Genomic DNA, 23,721 nt, shown 5'->3' on the forward strand with positions numbered 1-23,721 from the left:
TACACCGGATTCCACACATTGAATGATTCGGTAAAAAATTGAAAATTTAAAAAAAACATCACCCCGGGTGCTGAAAACGTAACGCATTATGCCGAGAAGCTGTTGCAAACCTCTATCACAGTTTCAACGTCTTCGTCAGTCATTGAAGGGTCAATCGGGATACTCAAAACTTCACGGTGGAGTTGTTCATTGAGCGCGAAACTCAGATGATTCATCTTCTCATAGGCCTGTTGCTTATACGGCGGTTTAGGGTAATGGATAATACTTTCCACACCGTGGTTCGCAAGGTGTGCCTGAAGCGCTTCGCGCTGGCTACAACGTACCACAAACAGATGCCAGGTGTGCTGCTCACGCACTTCCCACTGCGGCAACTTAATAGCCGGATTGGTTATTCCAGCAAGATAACGTGCAGCGACTTCACGACGACATTCCACTTCGGACCAGAAGTGATTGAGTTTTACACTTAAGATAGCGGCCTGCATTTCACCCAGGCGGCTATTCACACCCTGATAAAGATTATTGTAACGTTCAAACGAACCGTAATTGCGCAGTGCGCGCAATGCTTTATCCAGCTCGTCATCATTGGTTACGGCTGCCCCGGCATCCGCTAATGCACCCAGATTTTTACTTGGGTAGAAGCTGAAGCCGGTGGCATCGCCCCAGCTGCCGGCCGGTTTACCTTGCAAAGTTGCACCGTGCGACTGGGAAGCGTCTTCTAATACCAGCAAATTCGCTTCAGCGGCAATCGCCATAATCTCTGGCATCTCACACAGGCGACCATAGAGGTGCACTGGCATGATGACACGGGTTTTTTCCGTGATCGCGGTGCGTATTTTGGCCGGATCAAGGTTGAAATTATTCGCGTCCGGTTCAACAAAAACCGGCACCAGGTTGTTCTCAGTAATAGCCAGCACGCAGGCAATATAGGCATTGGCCTGAATGATGACCTCATCACCGTCTTTGATCTTGCCCTGAAGTTTCCAGGCGCGCAGGATCAATGTCAGGGCATCCAGCCCATTACCTAATCCGATACAGTGCTTAGCCTGGCTAAAACTGGCAAAGGCCTGTTCAAAGCGTTGCAGCTCAGGTCCGAGGATGAAGTATCCCGAATCGATGACCCGGGCACATGCCGCTTTTAACTCGTCAGCATATTTAGCATTAATTTTTTTCAGGCTTAAGAACTGGATCATTCAAATTTCCCCATCCACAAGTTCAGGCGAAACATAATGTTGGTTTGGTTGATAGAAGCTTTCAGCAAACTTTTCCACATCAATTTCATAGAAGAAGTTCGTTTCATCTTCGCCATAATAACGATGAGAAATCTTCCTGATAAAACGCAACGCTGAGACATGCTCTTTTCGGGCATCCACAATAAGGTACTTAAAGTGATGCTCGCGCATGAAATCCCACGTCAGCAATATACTTTCCACTGCTGAAGTCAGCGTTTTATTATCATTCAAAATCCAACTACCACAACGGATCGACATCCTCTCCGGATCAACATCATAGGCACGCATCGTACCTACCATTTCCTGATTGTCCAGGCGCTCAATAATGAAGTAGAACTCTTCACCATTTTGTTCGCGCTGTTTATACTTTTGCAGCCAAGCTTTTTGTAACTCAGGATTATCATCAACGGCCGAGAGAAATTTATTTTTCTCCGGCGCAACACGTAAAGAGTGAATAAATGCATAATCACTCACTTCGACCATGCGAAGTTTAATTGTTTTACCCGTTTTACTCTTCATTTGACCTCACGCCCTCTAGGAAAGCGTCATAATCACGAATATAGTCTTTCTCATTGTAATGCTCACTTGACAGCACTACGAGAGAACAATCGGGGCTGAACTCATACATCTCTAACCACACCATGCTTTTCACCAGCAAGCCTTTGGAAGGGTGATCCAACCAGTACTCATTGGTAAACTTGCCATCGTATAAGCGCACCAGCACTTTTCCTGCCATGCAGATTAAAAACTGCTGGTCGGAGCGATGGGCATGGAAGCCGCGATTTTCACCATCCGTATTATGAAAAATATAAAAAATACGCTTAATATCAAACGGAACTTGCTTCATCGCTTCGAGACTCACCAGACTGCCGCGATTGTCAATCACAGGGACCAGATCGATGAATGAATGTCGTTGCTGCAGTGAAGCAAGATCCACATTTACAGGAGGAGTTGATAGTTTCATGTTTGTCTCAGTTCTTGAGATTATGATTTAGTATTCTCTGTCTTTAAAAGACAGGTTGTATAAAAACACCCAAAAAATGAGTAGTCAAAAACTGCCAAAAGAATGCATTTACTTGATTGATGTGTATAGCCATAGGGGTGTTTTCCATTATCCTCAACGGATATATTTACCTGAATTATCCCTGTTAATCCTTTATCCACACCTTAATTAAATGTGCTTTATTTAAAATAGAGAGTCGCATAAATACTTTCAATGCGATCTTCTTATTATATGAAAACAGTGTTTTCATTGCCGTCATATTCAACGGTGTAAAAATAACATTTCTGACACGCAGAAATGTCGTATCTCCTTGCCAGGCTACCCGCTCTTCCATATTAAACGGGTCAGCTTTATTGGAAAACAAACAAGCAAGGTAGCGTTCTTTCACAGCCTGGTAGCCATTGACGGCGATAATTTCCTCAATGATACCCGCATCCTGATAATCGTGTATGGTGTCCAGAACCTCAGCCACCGAAGCCCGCTTCAGCTTATCTGCCGGTGAATAACCCTGCACTTTTGCTATCAGCCCGATGCCGCGTCGACCAGCCAGGATCTGCTCAGCAAAGGCGGTACCACCAGGAAACGGATGACTATCAATGAAGAAATCCGTTTGTTGCATAAAGGCCATGTACTGCTCATAGGGAATATATCTACGCAACTGCAGTCGTTGGCCAAAACGCAGTTTCAGCCCCCACCACCAGAAATTATTGCGCGGGTTAGCCCCTATCAGGGTAAATGTCGCCTTCGGCCACTGCTGCAAAATCTGCCGAATCAGAGGACGAATATCTTCACCGCGAAAAGGCCGGAATTTAATTGCCGAACCTGAAGCGACAAAGCGCAGTGCTTCAGTGAGCGGCGTTCGTTCTGGTGCGGTATCCACGGCACTGTCATTGACCGGGATACCCAGAAATGAGGTTTGCCCGGCAATCTGTTTTTGCTTATCCAACCGCGCGCCGAAGCTGCTTAGCTGGAAGTAGAAGTCTGCAATCGCGCTACCGAACGTGAAAGCGTGGTCGGCATGATTCACAAACCAGACCTGCAACGGCAATGTCGCTTTCACCAGCCCCACCGCCACCACGGTTGCAATATCATCAGCGTGAATGTGCAAGACTACGCGCTGATAACCCGCAACCCGCTCGCTGATGTGTAGAAGCTGCGAAACAGGATCGGTGGTGTTCAACTGATAGACCTGCTGAAAAACGGCGGCACAGCGTGCAGCGGCTTGCTCATCAATCGAACGCGTAACCAGCAGGTCGGCTTTTTCTGGCTGCATCTGCGCCAGTTTTTCCATCAAACGCGTGTGTCCACCAATAATGAACGCTTCCGAGATAATGTGCAGGCAAGCGCCAGGGTCAGCGGCCGGTTGTGGCGGCATGAGCTGTGCACAGGCTTTCTCTATCAGCGTTTTTTCCAGCGGCGCATCATCATAGATGTCGCTGTCAGCAGCCTGGCATAACGCACCGTAGGCTCGAGCCAGCGTCAGCATATGCCGTAGATCTGGCTGTGCCAGCACCTGCTGCCTGAGCTCCTGCAACAGTGCCTTCATTAAGCCTCACTCCTTGCGGTGCGAATAATTAACGGCTTACGTACTGGTGCTACATCCCCGGCAAAGTTGGCGGTGAGTGCGTGGTGCCGCGCGGCAAAGAACAGGATGACCCCGCCAGATGCGCCCCACAACAGCGGGTTAAAGAACCCACCCGCCACCCATATCGAGAAGAATAACAGCGTCAGCATCACGTTTTTAAAGCGCGATTCCGGCTTGTTATAACAGAGGCCAAAAATCACCATCAGTATCGCCCCCATCCAGATGAGAACCCCGGAGTAACCCAAGGCAACAATCATAGAAAGCGACTGGTTTTCATACAGATACTTCGTCTCCTGGGCGCGAATCAAACTCGGCATATAGTAACCAATGCCATGCCCCAGGACCGGAGCGGTCTCCACTTCATTCCATAGCGCATGGGTCTGTACGATGCGGAATGAGTCTGAGGAGGTATTTTGCTGACCGATACGTGTCTCGATAACTTTGTCTATCGTGTCCCCTGCGGGGGTGAACATGTAAAGGCTATATCCCAGGAGCGCGCCACCTAACAGCCAACTTATTTTGGTTTGCAGGTTGGCATTGAGCAGCAAACTCAGGCCAATCAACAACACGCCGATACCCCAGAAGAAACGGGAGAAGGTCAGCAACAAAGAGATTAAAAGCAGAATAAAATAAAGCGTATTACGAATACGCCCTTGTCGCTTTAACAACATCTCGGCGAACAGGACATACATCAATAAAGGCGTCGCGGAGTCGATGGGGATCTGCAAGCGCGTCAGAAAGCTGTTATCCACCCCCATGGTCATCAACTGAATGTCCCAGATTTTTGAGATCATTTTTACGATGAGCAACGGGTTCATCCCGGTGACAATACCCGCAATAATCACCCCGATCTTTGCCAGTGCGATAAAAACAGCACCGTTGCGGATGGCCCGGTAGGCCAGAGCATCCGCACCTAGCTTCGTGGGTATTGAAGACAAGAAACAAAAAACGGTGAAGGCCAGCAACATATCACGGCTCTGACCCACCACTTCTTTGGTGCCATTACCGTTGTTGAGTGAAAAAATAGCGTAAGCAATAACCAGCAAGAACGGGATACTGGCCAACTTAGCAAAGCGCCCTAATGCCTTACCATCAGAGGCTAAATGCAAGGCAATAAACGGCACACACAGAATACTGCGCGCCATGATGAAATAGATGGCAAGCCTGGCAACCAGTTTCTTCGGTTCATTGATGGTGATCATAGCGCTACCTTACGATGTTATCTCGTCACTCATTGTTATTAACAGGCTCAACATTCAGGCGAAATTTCACCGTTTCAGGACGTATAGCCAGAAGAAAAACAGATTACGCAGCAAGCCGTTTTTACGAATACCCGAGGAGAAGAACAGTTTTGCTCTGGCACCCACCCCACCATTGAAAGAATCAACGTAGGCGTGCATCAGGCGACGATCTTCGGGTTTCATGACGGAAGAGAAGTCATTTAAAAACAGCGCAGCCTGATCGCGGGTTTTCTCAATCGACTGACGGGCAGTAGCCAGTTTGGCGCGCCATGCTTTGCTCTTTAATAACTCACCAAGCGAAAATGCCTTAGCGCCAACCTGGTTATTGCCGTGCTGACGGTAGAGAATCAAGGCATTGTCGATAAACGCGATTTTTCCGGTTGCAACAGCCAGCAGTGCGATATACCAGTCATGCATAATGGAGTGTTCAACCTGACTCGCCTTGGTTTTTTCCATCAGTGCACGGTTACAGGCCATCACACAGCCCGTCACAGAATTGCTGACCATTAATGCTGCCAGGTCAGGGTTTTTATTAATGTGCTGATAAACGAACATTGAAGGATGGATGGGGGATAAATGCCCGTCCGCAACACACAAATCAGAATGCAGCAACAGCGGTTCTTCATCGTTGTGCTGCGCGAAAGTTTGCATGAAGATAGCCATCTTCCCTGGCAGCCACAAATCGTCCTGGTCGCAGAAAAACGTATAGTCCGCATCGCTATGCAGAATCAGGTAGTGAAAGTTCTGCCTGACGCCGCCTTTTTTACTGTTATCTAGCAACTGAATGCGGCTATCGTGCGCGCTAAGCCCGGTAACAATCGCCGTTGTACTGTCGCTGGAACTGTCATCCGAAATCAGAATACGACAGTCATACTCAGGCAAGCTGTCAAAATTCATCAATACCGACTGAATCTGCTGCCGGATATACTTTTCACCATTATAGGCCGCTAAAATAACATCAATTTTTTTCATGACATCCTGTTTTAATTAATGTGAGGATAGCCCCGACAGCGTGTTGTGAAAGCCGCACCGGAAAATTTAGCTTTCAGCGACGACGGCACTCAGTGCTTTCTGCCAGTCAGAGAGCTTAACGCCATAATGCTGCACTTTGCTGCAATCGAGCACCGAGTAAGCGGGACGCTGTGCTGGTGTGGGGAACGCTTCAGTATTGATAGCCGTAAGCTGCGGTGCCTTGGCTAACCGTCCCTGCTGCGTTGCCTGGATAAAAATCTGCTCGGCAAAATCGTACCAGGTCGCCTGCTGGTCACCACAGTAGTGGTAAATGCCACCCGCCGCGGACTGCTGCAACAGCACAATAATGGCCTGGGCGATATCACCGGCATAAGTCGGGCAGCCCAACTGGTCGCTAACAATGCTGAGTGCATCACGCTGTTCGCCCAGACGCAGCATAGTTTTTACGAAGTTGCTGCCATACTCGCTAAAGACCCAGGCAGTGCGAAGAATTACCGCATCCGGCAGTAACTCCTGTACACGCTTCTCACCTTCCAGCTTGGTGCGTCCATACACACAAACCGGCGAGGTGTTGTCGGTTTCCTGATACGGCCGTTGAGCCGTACCATCAAACACGTAGTCCGTTGAAACATGCACCAGGCGAGCGCCAATCAACCGTGCAGCACGCGCCAGGTTTTCTGGCCCGGCGCTATTAACACGGGCGCTGTTTTCCGGTTCACTTTCTGCTTTATCTACGGCGGTATAGGCCGCCGCATTGATAATGGCATCCGGCTGGAAAGCCAGCACTGCACGCTCTACTGCCGCCGCATCACCAATATCCAGATCGCTGGACGTGGTGACACTGATCTGCCAGTCAGCCGGGAAACGGTCTTGCAGGCAGCGCCCCAACTGACCATTTCCACCCGTGAGGAGTATTTTCATAGCGCCAGCTCCTCAAGGGATTTACCCCGTTTGTCTTTTTCAGACAGACGAGGTGTCTCAACCGGCCATTCAATCCCCACGCGTGGATCGTTCCAGATCAGACAGGCTTCATGCTCTGGCGTGTAGTAGTTGGTGCACTTGTACTCAAAGTCCGCCACATCTGACAGCACCACGAATCCATGTGCCAGACCCGGCGGTACCCAGAACTGGGTTTTGTTCTCTTCGGTTAACAGTACACCGTACCACTGACCAAAAGAGGGTGAGTCTGGACGAATATCCACGGCAACGTCGTAAACGGCACCGCGTACCACACGCACTAACTTGCCCTGCGGGTTAATCGTCTGGAAGTGCATACCACGCAGAACGTCTTTCGTGGAGCGGGAGTGGTTATCCTGGACAAATTCCAGGTCAATATCCAACATCTCCTTGTAGCGGTTTTTCTCAAAGGTTTCGAGGAAGAAACCACGGCTATCACCAAATACCTGGGGCTGGATGACTTTGACACCGAGGAGTGGCGTCTCAATGATGTCCATATTAAAGACCTTCGAATTCAATCAGTTGAGTGAGATATTGACCATAGCTGGTCTTTTTCAATCCCTGTGCCAGCTGAATCACCTCTTCTGCAGAGATCCAGCCTTTACGGAAGGCAATCTCTTCAAGACAGGCAACTTTGAATCCCTGACGCTGCTCAATGGTATGGATGAATTGAGAAGCCTCTAACAAACTGTTGTGCGTGCCGGTGTCCAGCCAGGCGAATCCACGACCCAGAATTTCTACATTCAGCTTGCCGCGACCGAGGTACATCTCATTCAGCGTGGTGATTTCCAGCTCACCGCGTGGAGAAGGTTTCACCTCTTTGGCCATGTCGACCACGTCTTTGTCGTAGAAATAGAGCCCGGTAACTGCCCAGTTCGATTTTGGCTCAACCGGCTTCTCTTCCAGAGAGATCGCGCGGAAGTCTTTGTCGAAGGCCACCACACCAAAACGCTCTGGGTCCATTACCTGGTAACCAAACACCGTTGCGCCATCCTGACGTTCCGCGACGTTTTCCAGCTTACGGCCAAAACTTTCACCGTAGAAAATGTTATCGCCCAGCACCAGTGCACAACGGTCGCCGTTGATGAACTCTTCACCGATCAGGAAGGCCTGTGCCAGTCCATCCGGGCTTGGCTGTACTGCATAGCTCAATGCAATACCAAACTGGCTACCATCACCTAGCAGACGCTGAAAACCTGGCAGGTCTTCTGGTGTTGAAATAATCAGGATGTCTTTAATACCCGCCAGCATTAACACTGAGATCGGATAATAGACCATAGGTTTGTCATAAATCGGCAGCAACTGTTTAGAAACGCCTCGCGAAATTGGATATAACCGCGTACCTGAGCCACCAGCAAGAACAATACCTTTCATAAGATTAACCCTTCGTAATTAGTGAGAAAGACCAGGACGAGAATGATGAGCTGTCTTATTCTGAACGTTCTTAATCCAGTCGTTGTTGGTTAGATACCACTCCACTGTTTTACGGATTCCACTTTCAAATGTTTCTGCTGGCTTCCAGCCAAGCTCACGATCTATTTTTCCTGCGTCGATCGCGTAACGATAATCATGTCCAGGGCGATCAGTTACAGAAGTAATTAAGTCACTGTAATTCACCACACCTTGTGGTTTTTCCGGTGCCAGTTCTTCTAACAGCGCACAGATTGTTTTAACAACATCAATATTTTTACGTTCGTTATGACCGCCAATATTGTAAGTTTCCCCAACCACACCGGTGGTGACGACCAGATATAAAGCGCGAGCATGATCTTCTACAAACAGCCAGTCACGAATCTGTTGGCCATTGCCATAAACCGGCAGTGGTTTACCGGCTAACGCGTTGAGGATCATCAGCGGAATTAATTTTTCCGGGAAATGATACGGGCCATAGTTATTCGAGCAATTGGTTACCAGGACTGGTAAACCATACGTACGCTGCCAGGCGCGCACCAGATGATCGCTGGCGGCTTTGGAAGCACTGTATGGGCTGCTTGGTGCATACGGCGTGGTTTCAGTGAACAGGTCATCCACCCCGTGCAGATCGCCATACACTTCATCGGTCGAGATGTGGTGGAAGCGGAAGGCTTCGCGGCGCTCGGCATCCAGTGCCTGCCAGTAACGGCGAGCCGCTTCCAGGAGGGTAAAGGTGCCGTTAATGTTGGTCTGAATAAATGCACCAGGGCCATCAATAGAGCGATCGACGTGACTTTCTGCCGCCAGGTGCATTACCGCATCGGGTTGGAAATGGTCAAAAAGTTCCGCCATTTTTTTTGCATCACAAATATCCGCCTGGGCAAAATGGTAGCGTGGATTTTCATTCACACTGGCCAAAGAATCAGGGTTGCCTGCATAAGTCAGGCTGTCGACGACCAGAACAGTGTCGTTGGTATTTTCAATAATGTGACGTACTACAGCCGAACCAATAAATCCGGCTCCACCCGTTACGATAATTTTCATTTTTCCCTCTGAAGGTAATAATGCAGCAGAAATCCGTTACTGTTCCCAGTAGCGCTTGTGCATACTCAGCGACTTGGTGACGTTAGCCGGAAGTGCGCGATAGTTTTGCCCTAATTTGTATCCGAGAATCTTGAAGAAGTTATGTAGAAATGCAGAAGGTAAATAAAGGACGCCATTTTTAACTAAATAGTTAATTTCTGAGAATATAAAATTCTTTCCTTCTCCACCGGCACCGCCGAATTTTTCTCTTATCCAGCTTTCCTTGCCATGAAACACACCGATGTCAAAGTAACGTTTAAACTCTTCCATGCAACTGTAATTATGTGAATGCCTCACCTGCGAGTCAGCAACATAAGCCAGTTTGTAACCCGACATCACCGCTTTCGCGACAAAGAACATATCTTCGCTCAGTATCGTATCGCTAGGAAAACCGCCTAGCTCGCGAAATACCGATAGGCGATACGCAGCAAATGAGTTTGAAGAAAAGACCGTTTTCAAACCCGCCGTCGGAATATCTTCGAGTGAATACGTTCTGCTCTGCTGGCGATAATTAAACGCTCGGGCGTGACTGGCGATGGGGTTGGCATCCAGATGCGGTAGCTGGCGTCCGTAGGCGCAAGCGATTTTGGCATCGGCAAAGCACGCCACTATCCTTTCCAGACTTCCCGGTTCCAGCAGCGCATCCTGCGTCAGGAAGACCACCACTTCACAATCTTCAGGGGCCAGACTGGCTGCCAGATTGCGGGTGCCACCGTGATTGAACTCACGGGATGAAATGTGCTTTACCGCAAAACCGGCCTCTTCTGCCCATTTCACCGTGTCATCTTTGCTGCCGGAATCAACGACCAGCACTGAAAAGTCGGCTGGAAGGTTTGACGAAATTCTTTCCACAGCCTGTTTCCACACGTCACCACCGTTATAGGTCGGGATCGTCAGAAAATATTTCATGATTGTTTCCTGTCAGCCTGGAAGCCCGATGACTTCGGATGGCATCGGGCTGTACACGAAAGGTTTTTTTGCTCTGAACACGCCACCGCTTAAAGTGGCGTTTGTCAGCATTAATCCCAATGACGTGTGTAGTAGAGCGTTTCGGTACTGGTGTTGATGCCGGTAACGGTTGGCAGGATCTGGTTGATCACACGGTTCCAACGTACCAACGGTGCGGCAGTCACATAGACGATGTCATACGGACGCAGTTTGAAGTCGGCTGCCATGACCATGGCTGAAGCGTCTTTCGCATTCAGTTGGTAGATATCGGCAATTTTGCCACCGCGTGAACCGGTCGGACGGATAACAAATACGCCTGTGGCATCAGAGAGTTCCTGATTCAGACCACCACCATTACCCAACGCTTCCGCCAGCGTCATTCCGCTGCGATCCATCACCATGGTGCCTGGTTTCAGGACTTCACCCATGACAAACACTTTGAGATTGTCATTGCGCGGAACGTAGAGGATATCGCCAGGGGTCAGCAGACGGTTCTGCATCAAGTCGCCGCGCTGCATCAGATCGTACAGTGAAATCAGCGTATCTTTACCGGCATGGGTCAACACCACGTTACGCCAGTCGGCGTCGGCAGCCAGGCCACCCGCTGCGTTAACGGCATCCAGCACGGTCAATGGAATATTGGTGACAGGCTGCTGGCCAGAAGTGGTCACTGCACCGCTGACGTACACTTTCTGTGAACGGAAGGCGGCAATACTGACGTCAACCTGTGGGCTTTCAATGTAGGTAGCAAGGCGACGTGTTACTTCATCACGTACTTGCATCACGGTTTTCCCGACGACAGACACTTTACCGATGTACGGATAGAAGATGGTGCCGTCTGAGTTCACCCAGTTACCTGTATCACTGGCGCTACGGTACTGACCTGCTGGTGTGGTGAGTTCTGGGTGATCCCATACGGTGATCATCAGCACATCACCAATACCGATATGGTATTCGTAGTTTCTTAGCTGTTCAGCGAGTTGAGGGTTTTCACGCGATAGCACTGGCGGCGTGCGTAACTTGTTTAATACCCCAGGCGTGATAGGAATAATGTTGACCGCCTTGTCGAGATCAAAATCCTTATCAGCCGGTTTCTCAACGTTCTTACCCCAGCTACTCAGGTTCTGACCAGGGATAACAGTACAGCCGCTTAAAACACCTACTGCCAGGGCTAGAGCAGATAATTTCACCAGATTTTTATTCATAGTTCCTGGATCATCCCGGATAAATAAAAGTTCATGTTAAACACCACTGTTCCCGCTGAAATAACTGGAGAAAGACTGAGGAGTTACCCTACGCACATTAAAATGATGCTTTTATTGCACAGCAGATATTTTTTGCCGTTACCGGTAAAAAGACACGCTACCGCCCTTGGTTTTCCAGCTACCAATGCACTAAAAACATCTTCATAATTTTTAGATATGAAAGTCCCCGCCGATATCTTTGTTATTCAAAGATTCGGTGTAATAAGCCTGTAGTATTTTTATGCGTTCAAGGCGCAAGTATCGACTCAGCTCATTCGGGTTCTATATAAAAAATCCTTTCATATCATTGAGTTAAAGTTACAGCTCGCGCTGTAGATTAAAAACACATTAATAAGCATACGATAAACTTATTGATGTATTTTCATGCAAAAAACAAAGTGGTGCCGCGCGCATATTCAGCACGAAGATATTTATATTTAAAATTTCTCAAAGCAAATCAGCACGGCACCTACAGAAAAACACTGCTGGTTATGCTGATTGATTTAGTTAAATTTTAATCTTTGTTTGTCTGGCTCCATGAGACGTTTCATCTTTCCTGAAATTTAGTGATAAAGGTAACTTCCGACGCAATCTATGGCATCAGTGCAATCTTTAATTTGAAACTGAGGTGCTACTACTCAAAATACAAAGCGACAGTTTGCGGCAGAGTAACCTGCTTGCAGCTGCCAGCGATACATTGAGTTGCTGTAAACCCAGAAAGCCGATACGGGCCTTTGGGGTCACCATCAAACGAGCAAACTTTTATGTTCATGATGGTCCTCAATTGTTGTGACGTTCACCCTTCAGACAAAACCAGCGTTTTAAGATTTAATCCTATTGCGCAAGTAACTCAGCTTGATGTTGGGCTAGTGCGAGTAGGTATACTACTAATCTGGGCAACTTCGCAAGAGAACATAAGCTTTATAACAGTTTTTTTTCGCATTTGATTAAGATTGGGGCAAAGAAACAACGTATTGTCCTAATAATCCAGGAATAATCTTGGTTAAATAAAATGATATAACAGACATATTCCTAAACCCTTTCTTGAGCAGAAAATTACCTGATTTAATTGCCTTGCGGAACAAGTTACAAGCGCAATAGTCAGGACTCTATATATCCTTATCAGCACTTAATCCCTTAATAATTTCATCAAAACTCCAGATAATTCCTGGGCACTAATCCGAATGCAACCTGTGACTAAACTCAACTTTTTACCTCTGATCTAGTCCTAAGTTGATGATTTATACCCCGAAGGGTCAATTTGATCATTTTTTAGACCAAAGGTCAGTTTTGCTAACATTGCTGCCGTGATGGTTTGGGACTTTATGGAATCATTTACGCTCTGCAAGCCTAAAAAATGACCACAGAAAAGTACATAAAACCACCAGCGAAACGCGGTGTTATAAGTGCTTTTTTACCGCCTCACTTGTTTCCAGATATAAATATCTTTGATGGCTTTAAAGATATCAGTGGCAAAATGAGGCTCCTGTCACGCTTATATAAAGCACTCAGTATTCATCAGTACCGCTTATATTTAGAGAGTGATAGTAGGCTACATCTGGCCGTCCTGCCGCCAAGGTTAAGACTATTTTTCATTTAGAAACAATTAAATACAGTTTTATGTCACCTCCCGCGCAGTGTTTACGCTGCCTGTAGCAAAATTACAAAATCCAGATGCTAATGAAATTGATAACCATTATCGCCCCGATAAAATTTTGAGCGTGTCTTTTTTCTCTTCACCAAGGATATGTGACCTCTCATGAACAGACCGGTTTTTAAGCTCTCGCTACTGAGCACTTTGGTTGCGAGCTGCATTTTTATGCCAGCAGCTCAAGCAGTTAGCACATCTACCCCCAGCACGACTGAACAGAATGACGCACTAAAAGTCAGCAACACGCAGTCGGCACAGGACAATACTCTGGTGGTAACAGCCCGTGAGCAGACCCTGCAGGCCCCTGGCGTGTCGGTGATTGATAGCGAAGCCATTAAGAAGCACCCGATTGCCCGAGACGTCTCCGAAATCATTCGAACCATGCCGGGTGTCAACCTCACCGGTAACTCCACCAGCGGCCAGCGTGGTAACAACCGCCAGATCGATATTCGCGGTATGGGCCCGGAAAATACGCTGATTTTGATTGATGGTATGCCAGTGAGCAGCCGTAACTCGGTGCGCTATGGCTGGCGAGGAGAGCGCGATACGCTGGGAGACAGCAACTGGGTCCCTGCCGAGATGATTGATCGCATTGAAGTGATTCGAGGCCCCGCTGCGGCGCTGTATGGCAACGGAGCTATGGGTGGCGTGGTGAATATCATCACGAAGAAAGCCGAGAATACCTGGCATGGCGGACTGAATACCTACTTCAACGCGCCGGAGCATAAGCAAGAAGGTGCCACCAAGCGTTACAACGCCAACCTGAGCGGCGCGATAGCAGATAACCTGACGCTGCAGCTGGATGGCAACTGGAGCAAAACTCAGGCTGATGCGCAAAATATTAACGCAGGTCACGAGGCGGCACGTACCGGTACTTATGCCGGTACGGTTCCTGCCGGTCGCGAAGGGGTAATTGATAAAGATGTGCATGCCGCGCTGCGTTGGGATTTTGCTCCGATGCAGTCACTGGAGCTAGACGCCGGCTTTAGCCGTCAGGGCAATCTGTATGCTGGCGACACGCAGAATACCAACTCCAACGCGCTGGTCGTGGCCAACTACGGTAAGGAAACCAATGTTACCTATCGTCAGACGTTGGCCCTGAAGTACACCGGAGCCTGGGATAATGGGGTGAGCACCAATAACTATATCCAGTTTGAGAAAACGCGTAACAAGCGCATCAATGAGGGATTAGCGGGCGGCACGGAGGGGATTTTCAGTACTACCAATCCCGGTTTCTCCACCATTTATCTGAATGACACCAACCTGCACTCCGATGTAAATATTCCGCTCGACTTGTGGGTCAATCAGACACTCACCTTCGGCGCTGAGATGAATCATCAGACCATGAAGGACCCGATTTCGAATACTCAGGCACTGAGCGGTGGCAGTGTAACAGGCATCAGCAGCTCTCGTAGTGAGTACAGCGCCGCCGATATCTATGGTTTCTATGCGGAAGACAACATAGACCTGACGGAGTCCACTAAGCTGACACCAGGGCTACGGTTTAACTATCAGACCATCAGTGGCAGTAACTGGAGCCCGGCGCTGAATATGTCGCAGGATCTGGGCAGTGATTTTACCCTGAAGTTGGGTATCGCCCGTGCCTGGAAAGCCCCTAACCTCTATCAGACCAACCCGAACTACCTGTTATATAGCAACGGCCAGGGCTGCTATAACAGCTCCAGCAGCTGCTACCTGCAAGGGAACAAGGATCTCAAAGCAGAAACCAGCATCAATAAAGAGATTGGTATTGAGTACAATCATGATGACGTGCAGGCTGGCCTGACCTGGTATCGCAACGATTACCGCAATAAGATCGAAGCCGGTTATACCTCCACCTACAACAACGGCACGTCCAATGTGTATAAGTGGGAGAATGTGCCAAAAGCCGTGGTTGAAGGCCTGGAAGGAACGCTGAACTTCCCAATCTCCGACAACATTTCAATGAAGAATAACTTCACCTACATCATTGAAAATAAAAATAAAACCACGGGCGATTATCTCTCCATCATTCCTAAGTTCACCATTAACTCTACGCTGGATTGGCAGGCCACTAACGATCTCTCTGTACAGGGCACCATGACCTGGTACGGTCGTCAGAAACCGAAGAAATATAACTATAAGGGTGAAGCCGTTAGCGGCAGTGAAACCTGGACCGTGGCACCTTATGCGTTGTTCGGTGCCAGCGCCACCTACACCATTAATAAGTATGTCGATTTGACGGCGGGGATCGATAACCTGCTGGATAAACGCCATTTCCGCGAGGGGAATGCGCAGACCACAGGCAACACCACCACCGGTGCCTACCTGTATGGGGCTGGTGCAAATACCTATAACGAGTCTGGCCGTACTTACTACATGGAATTGGGCATGCATTTCTGATGTGAGTAGACCTGCCGGGGAACCGGCAGATCTCAACCGATGGATGCCAGCCATGCTATCGCTGTGGGGCTGGCCCTTTCTGACACGCCTTTCCCAGCCCCCGTTTCACGGTTCTCCGTTACCCTGAGCGCGCTTCCCTTTGGAGAGTGGACGTATGCGCCAATGAAAGTAAATTGTCCTAACGCATAAACCGGTAACCCACGCCATTTTCCGTAATGAAGTGCACCGGAAGAGCTGGGATCTGTTCCAGCTTTTGCCGCAGATTACCCATGTAGATACGCAGGTACTGGCTGTTGTCAGCGTGAGGTCCCCACACTTGTTTCAGAATTTGTGTCTGGGTGAGTACCTTACCGGGATGCGCCACCAGCAGCGCAAGCAGGCGAAATTCTGTGGGGGTAAGGTGGATATGCTCTCCTGCCCGTAATACGGTACGTGCGCTGAGGTTGACGGTGACATCGCCAAAGGTGATAGCCTGTTCTTTCTCACCTTCATGGCGTCGCAGTGCCACTCTAACTCTGGCTTGCAGTTCGCCTACGCCAAACGGTTTACTGAGGAAATCGTCAGCGCCCGCGTCCAGCGCGGCAATTTTATCTTCTTCATCGGTGCGCGCCGAGAGCACAATCACGGGCTTGTTGCTCCACTGGCGGAATTCACGAATAAATTGCATACCGTCGCCATCTGGCAGACCCAAGTCGAGGATCACGAGATCCGGTCTACGGCTCGCCGCGCTACTCAGGCCATGTGCCAGCGTATCCGCTTCCCACACTTTTACCTCTTCATTTTCCAACGCCTGACGTAAAAAGCGGCTGATCTGTTTTTCGTCATCAATGATTAAAATCGTCTGCACTGCGGGTATCCAGTTACGGGAAGCGATTCCCGCAGCATAGCAGCCTGCCAGATCGCCTGCATCTTCTGCGGTGGATCATCGGGTTAAGGTCAGGGAACCTGCTGAACCTGCTCCACAGCAGTGGCGTTTTTATTCACTAATAGCTGCCACACCACAGCGGCGGTAAACAGGGTGATCGCCGCCAGCAGCCATAACAACCCTTGCCAGGCTTGCTGGTAGCTGCTCAGTATCAACGAGAGATCAACCTCAGGCAGAGCCAAACGTGCCTGCGCTAAATTACTGCTGCCGAGCCAGTTAGCCGCGGCGCTGAGCGCCTGTGGATCACTCCCTGGCAAGGCATGACTTAACGTCAGATGATTCAGCGCCACCAAAAGTGCCACCACCAGCGCCAGCGCAATCCCCTCCCCGGCCACGCGCACGGTGTTGAATAAGCCTGCGGCCATCCCCGCTTGAGACAAAGGCACCGCAGACACGGCCAGTCCATCCATTAATCCCCACGGCAGCGCCGCTCCGCAGCCAATCACGAACATGGCGAATAACACCAACGGCCCGGCGACGGCAAAGCTCAACCCCAGCAACCCCAGCGCCGCCAGCAGCAACCCCACGACAGCAATCCCTCCCGCACTGAACCAACGCGTCAACAGTGCGGCTAACATCGGCACCACCAGCATCGGCGAAGTCAGTGCCAGCAGCCACAGCGCGCTATCAATCTCATCCATTCCCTGCATGCCCATAAAATGCAGCGGCATCACAATCAACAACACCACATAGCAGTAACAGGTCGCCACCGGCAGCACCAACACCCCGGCGAAGCGCGGCTGACGCAACAACTGAAGCTGAAATACTGGCGCAGGGTGGCGCTGACAGTGACGCACAAAAACCACGGCCAACAGCAAACTCAAGGCAAAAAGCATCGCCACTGGCCAGGCAAAAATCCCCTGCTCTGGCAACAGCAACAGCGCGACAGAAAACAACATCAGCGCGGCAGTGAACAACGTAATACCGCGCCAGTCGGCGCGTTCTGTCACAACCGGGCTGGCAACAACCAGAAAACGCAGGGCCCACAACAGGCTCAATCCTGCCATTAATGCCAGTACCACATACACCCAGCGCCAGCTCCCGTGCTGGGTCAGCACACCAATCAGCAACGGGCCAAACGCTAATCCAAGACCAAACAACGTGCCCAACAGGCTAAATGCACGGGTTCGTGCTGCCCCTTCATAGAGTTGAGCCAGCGCAGTGGCCGCCGCTGCTAACGTCAGAGCGGCAGCCAAACCTTGCAGGGTACGCAGACCACCCACGACCCAGGTGCTCTGGGCAACGCCAATCAATCCGCAACTACCCACAAACAGCAATAGCCCGCTGAAAAACAGGCGTCGACTGCCCAGTTTATCCGCCACAACCCCGGCTCCCAGCAGGCATCCCCCAAAGGACAACATAAACCCGTTGGTCAGCCACATCAGCGCCAGCGGGCTACCGCCTAGCGCATGGCCAATCGCGGGTGTGGTCATCACACCGCCGGTAAAACTCAGCGGCAACATCAGTGCAGCGAAAAACAGGGGCACAGTTGCCAGCAAGCGCGCAGAGCGAGTCATCATGGTTTTCTCTCATCGTGGAAAGTCATACCGACATGCTATTGCGGAGTTTATTAGAGATAAATAAACTCAAACTCCACTCTTTGCGGATATAAAGTTAATAATCATGGATAGCCTGACCACGCTCACTGCATTTGTTCGCACGGCTGAAAGCCTGAGTTTTACCCAGGCAGCCCATCAGCTCGGTATCTCCGCTTCCGCAGTGGGTAAAAATGTTGCGCGGCTGGAGCAGCAACTGGGCGTCAGGCTGTTTCACCGCAGCACCCGAAGTGTCAGCCTGACTGACGAAGGGGCGCGCTTACTGGATCGTTGTCACCTCATCTTCGAACAACTGCGTGAAGCCGAGGCAGAACTCACGGCCGCCGTAGCGGAACCCAGCGGCAGACTGCGCGTCTCCTTACCCGTGATCGGCTATCGTCTGGTACTGCCCATGCTCGCCGGCTTCCAACGTCGCTATCCGCTGGTGGAACTGGATCTGGATTTCAGTGACCGTATGGTCAATGTGATTGATGAAGGGTTTGATGTGGTGATTCGCAGCGGCGAAATCACTGACTCGCGGCTCACTGCGCGCACGCTGGGCACTTTTCGTTTTATGGTCTGTGCCAGCCCCGAATACCTGCAACGTCAAGGTCAACCGGCACTCCCCACTGAGCTGGCGGCGCATCAGCTCATCCTGTTTCGCTTCCCCACTACGGGTCGCATTCAACCGTGGGAACTAGAAGGGATGCGGATCACAGGGGAAAATACGGCGCAGATCGGCGTCACGCTCAACAATATTGAAGCGCTGGTCCAGTCCACTCGGGCGGGAATGGGCATTAGCTATCTGCCCTCATTTGTGGTGGAAGAAGAGATAAAACGGGGCGAATTACAGGAGATCCTTGTGGATCACTGCCAGCACAGCAGTCAGTTTGCGGCGCTCTGGCCCACCAACCGCTGGCTGACGCCCCGGGTACGCTGCTTTATTGACTATCTGGCAGCCAACTGGCGTTAAGCAACGCCACCCGCCAGTTTTTGCAGGGCAACCACTTCTGAATGCTCAATATACGGCGGCAATTCGGCAAACAGTTTGCTGATGTGTGGCGATTCAATGTGCTTTTGCAGCAATTCACGACTCTGCCACTCTTCAGTCCAGATAAAACGACGTGGATTCTCAATGTCGCGGTTCAGCTGGTAACTGATGCAGCCCTCTTCTTTCAAGGTGGCTTCAATCACACCTCGGAACAGTTGCTCTACGGTCTCTTCATGTCCTGCTTTTACAGTGAACAGCGCCACTACGGGAAGGGTCATCGTTTTCTCCATGTTAACGGTTTCATGCCTGAAAATTCGACTTGTAGCATACGACAGCCGCATTGCGGCGTTTAGCATTAATTGCTGTCATCATCACCGTAGTACTGGACACCGATCTTGATCAGCGGACGCCCCTGAGATTTGCGATGCAAATTGCTGTCGCGCAGCGAATAAACACAGCCGCAATACTCTTGCTGATAGAAACGCTCGCGCTTGCTGATCTCAATCATGCGTGATGAACCGCCACCCTTGCGCCAGTTATAGTCCCAATAAGCCATACCTTCATAGGGCGCGACTGCACGCTGACCGCAATCATTAATCTGTTGCATATTTTTCCAGCGAGAAATGCCCAGCGAGCTGCTGATAACGCTAAAACCGTGTTCCCAGGCATACAGAGCCGTACGCTCAAACCGCATATCAAAACACATGGTGCAACGCTCGCCGCGCTCCGGGCTCCACTCCATGCCTTTCGCACGCGCAAACCAGTTGTCCGTGTCGTAGTCGGCGTCAATGAACGGCACACCATGCTGTTCTGCAAAGCGAATATTCTCCTCTTTGCGGATCAGGTATTCACGCTGAGGATGGATATTCGGGTTATAGAAAAAAATGGTGTATTCGATGCCTGAAGCCTGAATGGCTTCCATTACCTCGCCGGAGCAAGGGGCACAGCAGGAGTGTAACAGCAGCTTATCAGCACTGTTTGGCAGGGATAGCCTGGCGCGGTTTACAGCAGTCATTGGTTCACTTTCTTTATGGATTTACTGCAGTTTAGCGGCTACGGCACCGATAAGTCCAGGCAGGCGTTATTCCTCTCACGCAATATGAAAGCATTTTAAATTGCTTCTGCCCGGCGGATGGCTCTCGTAGGGTGCCTGTAACAACAGCCTATTAAGGAAGCAAGGAATGACAACTACCATCACCAGAGGGATCGCCTTTCTGATCGCCAGCATGGCGCTGGCACTTTCGGCTCAGGCCGCAGAGCAGCCCGTGACCGGCGGTACATTAAACGTGGCATTAGGCAGTGATACGCCAATCATCGACCCATCGATAACCGGCTACTCCGTCACCGCGCTGGTGACGCGCAGCGTGGTCGATTCGCTGGTGGGACAGGCAGAAGACAATCGCTTCACTCCCTGGCTGGCAGAGTCCTGGACCGTCACTCCAGACCATACCGAGTATCGCTTCCAACTGCGTAAAGATGTGACGTTCAGTGACGGCACTCGCCTGGATGCGGCAGCGGTGAAATATAACTTCGAACGTATTCTTGACCCGAAAACCACCTCTAGCTATGCGAAATCGTTGCTTGGCCCGATCAGCGCCATCACCACACCCGATGATTATACGGTGGTGATCCAGTACAAAACGCCGTTTGCTCCCTTACTCCAGGGGCTGAGCCTGCCCTATCTGGGTATTCAGTCTCCGACCTATTTAAAAAAGACCGCCAATACCAGCAACAGCGTGGTGGGTTCCGGGCCATTTATTCTCAAATCCTTTATTAAAGGAAGCGGCAGCCAGTTGACCCGCCGCGCGGATTACCACTGGGGGCCGGGTTATGCCCATCACACGGGGCCTGCATACCTTGATGCGATTAATTTCCGCTACCTGCCGGAATCCTCAGTCCGCCTTGGCGCGTTAACCAGCGGCCAGGTTCAACTAATTGATGCCATTCCGCCGGCCAGTGCACGCAGTGTGCAATCCAACCCGCAGTTGCAAATTCTGACCCGCGAGAACCCAGGCGTGAACCGGGTGCTCTATCTCAACACCGCGAAAGCCCCGTTTAGCGATCTGCGCGTACGTCAGGCCTTCCAGTCAGCCATTGATGCCACAACCGCAGTAAAAGTCGCCTTCTTCGGCACCCTGAAAGCGGCCGATAACGTGCTGGGTCCGCAGACGCTCTACTATGATCCCAGCATTGCGAAAACCTGGGGCTTCAATCTGGAGAAAGCCAATCAACTGCTGGATGCCGACGGCTGGAAGCGCAACGCCAACGGTATACGTGAGAAACAGGGGCAGACGCTGAAAGTGGTGTTTGCCTACTCACCGGACGATGCGCAAAGCGCCGATATCACCCTGTTCCAGGCGATCCAGTTCCAGGTGAAGAAAGCGGGCTTCGACCTGCAACTCGATCCACTTGATGCTGGCGTGCTAGCCGATCGCACCACCAAAAATAACTACGATATCGTCTCTAACTTCTATGTTCGCGCGGAACCTGACATCCTGCGTACGGTTTTCAGCTCCGCCTACATCCCACCTAAAGGGGCCAACTACAGCCGCGTCACCACCCTGGATGACAAACTCAACCAGGCCATTGGTGCTCCAGATGCCGAGCGTAAAGTGCTGTATCAACAGTTGCAGCATCAAATCATCGACCAGGCCTATGCGGTGCCGATTTACATCCCGGCGTGGCAATCCGGTGCGGCAAAACGACTGCACGGTATCGGTTGGGCGACCAATGCCAAACCGACGTTCTATGATGCCTGGCTGAGCCACTAACATGGTAAAACGCCTGTTACAACGCCTACTGACAGTGATTGCGGTGCTCTGGGGTGCCGCAAGCCTGACCTTTATGGCGGTAAAGCTGATTCCTGGCGATCCCATTACGATTCTCAGCGGCGGCGACAATGTGGTTGATGATGCCTTCCGCGCAACACTCATCGCGCGCTACGGGCTTGATCAACCGTTGTGGCTGCAATATCTGCACTATTGTGGGCAGGCACTGCTGGGTCATTTTGGTGACAGCTATCAAAATCGTGCACCGGTTATTGAGGTGATCGGCAGTGCGCTTGGCCAGACGCTCCAGCTTGCTCTGCTTGCCGTACTGCTGGCATTGACGTTAGCCACACTGAATGCGCTCACCACTGCCGGTCGCTGGCAACCGCTGCGCACCCTGTTTGCTACCCTGGAGTTGTGCCTACTCAGTACACCGGTTTACTGGGCCGGCATTGTGCTGTTGGCGCTGTTCAGTTTTCATCTGCACTGGTTCCCGGTCACGGGTAATGATGGCTGGCGATCGCTGGTGCTGCCAGTCATTACGCTAAGCCTGCCGTTGTTTGCGCTGTTAAGCCAGGTACTGCGTGATGGGCTGGAAGCAGCACTGGCGCAACCTTTTGCCCTTACCGTTCGCACCCGAGGCGTTGGTGAGAGCCTGTTGCGTCTGCGCCATGGCTTGCGTCATGCCGCGCTGGCTGCCAGTACGCTGACCGGAACGCTGCTGGCTGGCGTGTTAAGCGGTTCAATTCTGACTGAGACCGTGTTTGGCCGCGCAGGGATTGGCAAAATTACCCTCCAGGCGATTGTGAATCGCGACATGCCGTTGATTCTTGGTCTGGTGATGTTCTCTGCGCTCGCGTTTGTTCTGATCAATCTGCTGGTGGATGGGTTATATCTGTTGATTGATCCCCGTCTGCGACACCGGAGATCGCACTATGAATCATGATCCCCTGCTGTATGAGCATTCTCCTGCCTTAGGCCGTCGGCGTAAGTTTTCTCTGACGGGTAGCCTGCCGCTGGCATTTGTTGCGCTGTTGCTGTTGGTGGTCCTTGTGCCGCACTGGTTTACCCACTATCTGCCGGATGACATGGATATGGATGCCATCCTGCAACCGCCTTCACTTCATCACCTGTTCGGGACAGATGCCCTGGGGCGCGATCTCTACAGCCGGGTGGTTTACGGTTCTGCGTTGTCACTCAGCATTGGCTTGGGTGCCACCGTGCTGGCTACCGCGGGCGGAATTGTTTTGGGGCTGCTGACCAGTCTTGGGCCACGCTGGCTGCGCCAGCCGCTGGTGCATTTACTGGATATTCTGCTGGCTTTTCCTGAGCTCCTTTTGGCGTTACTGATTGTGGCTGTTTTGGGGCGCGGCCCCAGCAATACGTTGTTAGCGGTGGGGTTGTCCGGTATCGCCAGCTATGCCCGTTTGCTGCGTGCGCAAGTGCTACAGGTCAAACTCTCGGGCTATGTCCAGCAGGCCGTCGTGTTAGGCGAACGGCGTACCACCATTGTGCTGCGACACATTCTGCCCAACGCACTGCGACCGCTACTGGTGGTGGCGACGCTGGGCGTTGGGCAGGCGCTGTTAAACGCGTCCTCTCTCAGTTTTCTCGGGCTTGGCGTGGTGCCTCCCGTGGCGGAATGGGGCGCTTTACTGGCGGATGGGCGAGATTTTCTCGATACCGCGCCGTGGATAAGCCTACTTCCGGCGAGCGTCGTGGCCCTCTCGGTGATTGCCCTGACGCTGGCCGGACGTCGCATTCAGTCCCGACTGACACAAGGATCGTAAATCG

General features: G+C 51.0%; 21 protein-coding genes. 5 read left to right on the forward strand and 16 right to left on the reverse strand.

Features of this window, described 5'->3' with window-relative positions; all coding sequences use genetic code 11:
- Positions 1 to 86: 86 nt before the first annotated feature.
- The 12 genes from F3J40_RS15685 to F3J40_RS15740 form a co-directional block, all read right to left on the reverse strand.
- Positions 87 to 1,190: a DegT/DnrJ/EryC1/StrS family aminotransferase gene (locus tag F3J40_RS15685; protein WP_167016042.1), complete on the reverse strand. Its 1,104-nt coding sequence runs from the start codon at positions 1,188 to 1,190 to the stop codon at positions 87 to 89.
- On the reverse strand, positions 1,191 to 1,748 hold the full coding sequence (locus F3J40_RS15690; RefSeq protein WP_167016044.1) for a GNAT family N-acetyltransferase: 558 nt from the start codon (positions 1,746 to 1,748) through the stop codon (positions 1,191 to 1,193).
- Positions 1,738 to 2,193: a sugar 3,4-ketoisomerase gene (locus tag F3J40_RS15695; protein WP_083482075.1), complete on the reverse strand. Its 456-nt coding sequence runs from the start codon at positions 2,191 to 2,193 to the stop codon at positions 1,738 to 1,740. Before F3J40_RS15695 ends, F3J40_RS15690 begins: the two co-directional genes overlap by 11 nt.
- Before the next feature lie 184 nt (positions 2,194 to 2,377).
- Positions 2,378 to 3,778: a group 1 glycosyl transferase gene (locus F3J40_RS15700; RefSeq protein WP_167016047.1), complete on the reverse strand. Its 1,401-nt coding sequence runs from the start codon at positions 3,776 to 3,778 to the stop codon at positions 2,378 to 2,380.
- The gene (locus F3J40_RS15705; RefSeq protein WP_167016049.1) at positions 3,778 to 5,019 is read right to left on the reverse strand and encodes an O-antigen ligase family protein; all 1,242 of its coding nucleotides are present in this window, start codon (positions 5,017 to 5,019) and stop codon (positions 3,778 to 3,780) included. Before F3J40_RS15705 ends, F3J40_RS15700 begins: the two co-directional genes overlap by 1 nt.
- Before the next feature lie 66 nt (positions 5,020 to 5,085).
- Positions 5,086 to 6,030, reverse strand: a complete 945-nt coding sequence (locus F3J40_RS15710) for a glycosyltransferase family 2 protein (RefSeq protein WP_167016051.1) — start codon at positions 6,028 to 6,030, stop codon at positions 5,086 to 5,088.
- Positions 6,031 to 6,096: 66 nt separating this feature from the next.
- Complete coding sequence (rfbD, locus tag F3J40_RS15715) at positions 6,097 to 6,951, reverse strand: dTDP-4-dehydrorhamnose reductase (RefSeq protein ID WP_167016053.1); 855 nt, start codon at positions 6,949 to 6,951, stop codon at positions 6,097 to 6,099.
- The gene (gene rfbC, locus F3J40_RS15720; protein WP_167016055.1) at positions 6,948 to 7,484 is read right to left on the reverse strand and encodes a dTDP-4-dehydrorhamnose 3,5-epimerase; all 537 of its coding nucleotides are present in this window, start codon (positions 7,482 to 7,484) and stop codon (positions 6,948 to 6,950) included. The genes rfbD and rfbC overlap by 4 nt, the downstream gene beginning before the upstream one ends.
- Before the next feature lies 1 nt (position 7,485).
- Positions 7,486 to 8,361, reverse strand: coding sequence for a glucose-1-phosphate thymidylyltransferase RfbA (gene rfbA / locus F3J40_RS15725; protein ID WP_167016057.1), 876 nt, complete (start codon positions 8,359 to 8,361; stop codon positions 7,486 to 7,488).
- A gap of 18 nt (positions 8,362 to 8,379) precedes the next feature.
- Positions 8,380 to 9,444 (reverse strand): dTDP-glucose 4,6-dehydratase, encoded by a 1,065-nt coding sequence (gene rfbB / locus F3J40_RS15730; protein ID WP_167016059.1) that lies wholly within the window; start codon positions 9,442 to 9,444, stop codon positions 8,380 to 8,382.
- Between the two features lie 36 nt (positions 9,445 to 9,480).
- Positions 9,481 to 10,392: a glycosyltransferase family 2 protein gene (locus F3J40_RS15735; RefSeq protein WP_167016061.1), complete on the reverse strand. Its 912-nt coding sequence runs from the start codon at positions 10,390 to 10,392 to the stop codon at positions 9,481 to 9,483.
- A gap of 110 nt (positions 10,393 to 10,502) precedes the next feature.
- Entirely contained in the window at positions 10,503 to 11,636 is a 1,134-nt protein-coding gene (locus F3J40_RS15740; protein WP_167016063.1) for a polysaccharide export protein, read from the reverse strand.
- Positions 11,637 to 13,434: 1,798 nt separating this feature from the next.
- On the opposite strand from F3J40_RS15740, the gene F3J40_RS15745 reads away from it, so the two are divergent.
- Positions 13,435 to 15,708 carry a TonB-dependent siderophore receptor gene (locus tag F3J40_RS15745; RefSeq protein WP_167016065.1) on the forward strand — a complete coding sequence of 758 codons (2,274 nt, stop codon included), beginning with the start codon at positions 13,435 to 13,437 and terminating at the stop codon, positions 15,706 to 15,708.
- Positions 15,709 to 15,886: 178 nt separating this feature from the next.
- On the opposite strand, the gene kdpE is transcribed toward F3J40_RS15745, so the two are convergent.
- Together kdpE and F3J40_RS15755 are read right to left on the reverse strand one after the other, a co-directional pair.
- Complete coding sequence (kdpE, locus tag F3J40_RS15750; RefSeq protein WP_167016067.1) at positions 15,887 to 16,555, reverse strand: two-component system response regulator KdpE; 669 nt, start codon at positions 16,553 to 16,555, stop codon at positions 15,887 to 15,889.
- A gap of 89 nt (positions 16,556 to 16,644) precedes the next feature.
- A complete protein-coding gene (locus F3J40_RS15755) occupies positions 16,645 to 18,150 on the reverse strand; it encodes an MFS transporter (protein WP_167016186.1) in 1,506 nt (501 codons plus the stop codon).
- 106 nt (positions 18,151 to 18,256) lie between these two features.
- Between F3J40_RS15755 and F3J40_RS15760 the strand changes: the two genes are divergently transcribed.
- Positions 18,257 to 19,141 (forward strand): LysR family transcriptional regulator, encoded by an 885-nt coding sequence (locus F3J40_RS15760; RefSeq protein ID WP_167016069.1) that lies wholly within the window; start codon positions 18,257 to 18,259, stop codon positions 19,139 to 19,141.
- Here the strand turns inward: F3J40_RS15760 and F3J40_RS15765 are convergent.
- Positions 19,138 to 19,437, reverse strand: a complete 300-nt coding sequence (locus tag F3J40_RS15765; RefSeq protein ID WP_017346819.1) for a putative quinol monooxygenase — start codon at positions 19,435 to 19,437, stop codon at positions 19,138 to 19,140. The two genes, F3J40_RS15760 and F3J40_RS15765, sit on opposite strands and share 4 nt — an antisense overlap.
- A 77-nt stretch (positions 19,438 to 19,514) precedes the next feature.
- Entirely contained in the window at positions 19,515 to 20,174 is a 660-nt protein-coding gene (locus F3J40_RS15770; protein WP_017346818.1) for an epoxyqueuosine reductase QueH, read from the reverse strand.
- 166 nt (positions 20,175 to 20,340) lie between these two features.
- On the opposite strand from F3J40_RS15770, the gene F3J40_RS15775 reads away from it, so the two are divergent.
- From F3J40_RS15775 to F3J40_RS15785, 3 genes are read left to right on the forward strand one after another with little or no spacing between them, the layout of a single operon-like run.
- Entirely contained in the window at positions 20,341 to 21,930 is a 1,590-nt protein-coding gene (locus F3J40_RS15775) for an ABC transporter substrate-binding protein (RefSeq protein WP_167016071.1), read from the forward strand.
- Position 21,931: 1 nt separating this feature from the next.
- A complete protein-coding gene (locus F3J40_RS15780) occupies positions 21,932 to 22,873 on the forward strand; it encodes an ABC transporter permease (RefSeq protein WP_167016073.1) in 942 nt (313 codons plus the stop codon).
- Positions 22,863 to 23,717: an ABC transporter permease gene (locus F3J40_RS15785; RefSeq protein ID WP_167016075.1), complete on the forward strand. Its 855-nt coding sequence runs from the start codon at positions 22,863 to 22,865 to the stop codon at positions 23,715 to 23,717. Before F3J40_RS15780 ends, F3J40_RS15785 begins: the two co-directional genes overlap by 11 nt.
- Positions 23,718 to 23,721: the final 4 nt, after the last annotated feature.

This window comes from Candidatus Pantoea multigeneris, from assembly GCF_011752615.1.
GTDB lineage: Bacteria > Pseudomonadota > Gammaproteobacteria > Enterobacterales > Enterobacteriaceae > Pantoea > Pantoea multigeneris.